We start from the raw sequence: 3401 nt of genomic DNA on the forward strand, positions 1-3401 counted from the left end.
TCTCTCAGGCAGGTCGCTCGCTACGCCCCTTGCGCATCAACACATCCAACTGGTCTATCACTTCCGCCCAGTCCGCATCCTCGAGGATTTCCTCGCGCAGCATTTGCCGCTGGCCCTCATTCCAGAAAAACGCATCGGCCAAGTGCAATCCGGGCTTGAGGGGTGAATGCGTGGCGATGAACTGATCAATGCCAATGGCGTCATCGGGCAAGCCCAGTTGCTTGAACAATGCGCGAAGGGTGTGGATCGGCGGTTCCATAGGGGGCTCCTGGACATGAGTGGATGACGGGGTTGTTCCTAGGCAGTCTAGCCCCTCGCCGACCGCCAGACTGATCAAAATTCAATCAACCCCCGACTCGACTAGACTTTGAATAACATCCCGACGACGACACGTTGCGGAGGATCCCGTGAACATTCACTGGTTGACGGTTGCGCTGCTGGCGATCGGCGGAGCCGCGTTCGGCGCCGATGGCCTCATGCCGCCAGGCACCGATCCCCTGGGTTTCTGGCTGATCGCCGTTGGCGTGGCCTTGCTGGTCTTCGAGGCAGCCTTGCCCAATTACGGCGTCGCGGGGCTGGGTGGCATTGTCTTGTGTGTGATTGGCGCGGTCATCCTGACCAACGCCGATGTACCGGTTCCGCTGATGCTCGGCCTGGGCCTGATCAGTGCCTTGCTGTTGCTCGCACTGCTGGTCCGTGCATTGAAAACGCGGCCGCGCCAACCCATCAGCGGCGATGCCAGACTGCTGGGCAGCGTCACGGCGGTGACCGCGTTGCAGGCCGGCAACAATCATCATGGCTGGGTCCAGTTGGAAGGCGAACGCTGGCAAGTGGCAAGCGCGACGCCGCTGCGGCCTGGGCAAGCGGTGCGGGTCATCGCCCGCAAGGGTTTGCTGCTGGAAGTGGCCGCCGCTGACTCCGGAGGGGTATGAGATGGGCATGCAAATCGGTTTTGTGCTGCTGTTGCTGCTGGTGATCGCGCTGGCGGGAGCGACATTCCGGATCCTGCGCGAATACGAACGCGCGGTGGTGTTCCAGCTAGGACGGTTCTGGCAGGTCAAGGGACCGGGGTTGATCCTGCTGATTCCGGTGGTACAGCAGATGATCCGCGTCGACCTGCGCACCATTGTCCTCGACGTACCGCCCCAGGACGTGATCACCCGGGACAACGTCTCGGTGAAAGTCAATGCGGTGCTGTATTTCCGTGTGCTCGACCCGCAGAAGGCGATCATCCAGGTCGAAAATTTCCTCATGGCCACCAGCCAACTGGCCCAGACCACGTTGCGCGCAGTCCTCGGCAAACATGACCTGGACCAACTGCTGGCCGAGCGCGAGCAATTGAATGGTGACATCCAGCAAGTGCTCGACGCCCAGACCGACGCCTGGGGCATCAAGGTGGCGAACGTCGAGATCAAGCACGTGGACCTCAACGAATCCATGATCCGCGCCATCGCCCGCCAAGCCGAGGCCGAGCGGGAACGCCGGGCCAAAGTGATCCACGCCGAAGGCGAGTTGCAAGCCTCGGAAAAACTCATGCAGGCCGCCGAAATGCTCGGGCGCCAGCCAGGCGCCATGCAACTGCGCTACATGCAGACGCTGGGCTCGATTGCCGGGGATAAAAGCTCCACCATCGTCTTCCCCTTGCCGATCGAATTGCTCAAGGGGATGGCGGAGTTGTCGCCCAACAAGCCGTGATGGGTTAGACAAGGCACAAGCGTGCCCCTGTGGCGAGGGAGCTTGCTCCCGCTCGGTTGCGCAGCAACCGCAAGATCTTGGGGCCGCTACGCAGCCCAGCGGGAGCAAGCGCCCTCGCCACAAGAGCGGGGCAGCCACGCTTACAGCGTCGAGCCCAATCGACTGAGCAGCACCTTGAGTGCGGCACGCTCACCTTCCGATCCCCCTGCGATGACCTGTGCCACTCGCTGCTCGATCAGTTCCGGCACTGAAGGCTGGGGCGGCAAATTCAGGTGCTCGGGTAAAATCTCGTCACCGGTGCTGACCAGCAACGCGAAGTGAATGACGTTTTCCAACTCGCGGGTGTTGCCCGGCCAACTGTGCTGTTCGAGGGCATGCTGCGCCGCTTCACTGATCAGCGGCACGGCCAGGCCAAGTCGCTGGCTGTAGATGCCCAGGAAGTATTCGGCCAGGGACAGAATATCGCCCACCCGTTCACGCAGGGCTGGCAGTTCCAGTCGGCCTTCGCCCAGGTAGTGGTAGAGCCGTTCGTGGAATTTCCCGGCCGCCACCGCTTGCGCCAGGTCGATACTGGTGGCCGCGACCAGGCGGACATCCACCGGACTGGGCTGGTGGGCGCCGACACGGGTGACTTCGTGGTTCTCCAGGGCCGCCAGCAACTTGATCTGGATCGGCAGCGGCAAATCGCCGATTTCATCCAGGTAAAGGGTGCCGCCGTTGGCCGAACCGAACCAACCGGCCCGGCTGCTGGCCGAGCCGCTGTAGCTGCCGGCGGCATACCCGAACAGTTCGGCGTCGGCGTAGGTCGGACTGATGGCGCCGCAGTTGACCGACACAAACAATCCGCCGCGATCGCTTTCGCGATGGATATGCCGGGCCAGCAGTTCCTTGCCGCTACCGGTTTCGCCGCGTATCAGCACCGAGATCGCACGGGGCGCCAGTTGCTCCAACTCCTGGCGCAACTGCCGTGAACGGGGGTCGACAAACACCAGCGCCTTGGCGCGAATGCTCAGGGGGCTTTTTTCCGCATCGGGAAAGGTCAGCAAGGGCTGACCGAAGGTTTCATGCAAACTCATGGCAGGCTCCCGCCCCAGACCGCCGGGAGACGGGGGGCGCTAAAAATTCAGGCGCGACGCAGGGCGTGATGCTCCATGCGGTTTTGCAGACGATAGAGATAAGCGAAACCCTGCTCCCAACGCTGGTGGCCGGACTTCACGTTGATATGCCCCGCCCCGGCCAGGATTCCGGCCTCGGCCCCCCAGTTGCGCGCCAGTTCCAGAGCGCGTGGGGCGCTCACGGCGTCGTCGTTGTCGGAACTGACCACTTGGCTTGGGAACGGCAACAGATCGCTGGGAATCGGCGCGAAGTTGCGCAGCGCCGGGACGCAGGCTGGCCGCTCGACATCCGCCGGCGCCACCAGTAACGCCCCACGCACCTGCCGCAAAAACTGCACCGGCGCGGTGGCGGCCCAATGGGCCACCGTGATGCAACCCAGGCTATGGGCAATCAGGATCACCGGCGTGCTGTCAGCGGCCACGGCCTCGGCCAGCGCCGCGACCCAGTCTTCACGCCGAGGCGTCACCCAGTCGGCCTGCTCGACCCTGGCACTGTTGGGCAGGCTGTTCTGCCAGTGGGTTTGCCAATGATTTTCCGGCGATCCTTGCCAGCCCGGCACAATCAGGTAGCGAATCGATTCGTTGCGCATG

At 63.2% G+C, this 3401-nt stretch carries 5 protein-coding genes; 2 read left to right on the plus strand and 3 right to left on the minus strand.

Annotated elements, in window-relative coordinates; all coding sequences use genetic code 11:
* Positions 1-4: 4 nt before the first annotated feature.
* Entirely contained in the window at positions 5-259 is a 255-nt protein-coding gene (locus J4E53_RS30135; protein ID WP_060739718.1) for a DUF2789 domain-containing protein, read from the minus strand.
* 148 nt (positions 260-407) lie between these two features.
* Between J4E53_RS30135 and J4E53_RS30140 the strand changes: the two genes are divergently transcribed.
* Both J4E53_RS30140 and J4E53_RS30145 read left to right on the plus strand, forming a co-directional pair.
* Positions 408-932 carry an NfeD family protein gene (locus J4E53_RS30140; protein ID WP_103311390.1) on the plus strand — a complete coding sequence of 175 codons (525 nt, stop codon included), beginning with the start codon at positions 408-410 and terminating at the stop codon, positions 930-932.
* Between the two features lie 7 nt (positions 933-939).
* Positions 940-1695, plus strand: coding sequence for a slipin family protein (locus J4E53_RS30145; RefSeq protein ID WP_371919238.1), 756 nt, complete (start codon positions 940-942; stop codon positions 1693-1695).
* Between the two features lie 140 nt (positions 1696-1835).
* Here the strand turns inward: J4E53_RS30145 and J4E53_RS30150 are convergent, their stop codons facing one another.
* Positions 1836-2771: a sigma 54-interacting transcriptional regulator gene (locus tag J4E53_RS30150; RefSeq protein ID WP_103311388.1), complete on the minus strand. Its 936-nt coding sequence runs from the start codon at positions 2769-2771 to the stop codon at positions 1836-1838.
* 47 nt (positions 2772-2818) lie between these two features.
* Positions 2819-3400 carry an alpha/beta hydrolase gene (locus tag J4E53_RS30155; RefSeq protein WP_060739717.1) on the minus strand — a complete coding sequence of 194 codons (582 nt, stop codon included), beginning with the start codon at positions 3398-3400 and terminating at the stop codon, positions 2819-2821.
* Between the last annotated feature and the right edge of the window lies 1 nt (position 3401).

This window comes from Pseudomonas sp. FW305-28 (assembly GCF_017351395.1).
GTDB lineage: Bacteria > Pseudomonadota > Gammaproteobacteria > Pseudomonadales > Pseudomonadaceae > Aquipseudomonas > Aquipseudomonas fluorescens_AA.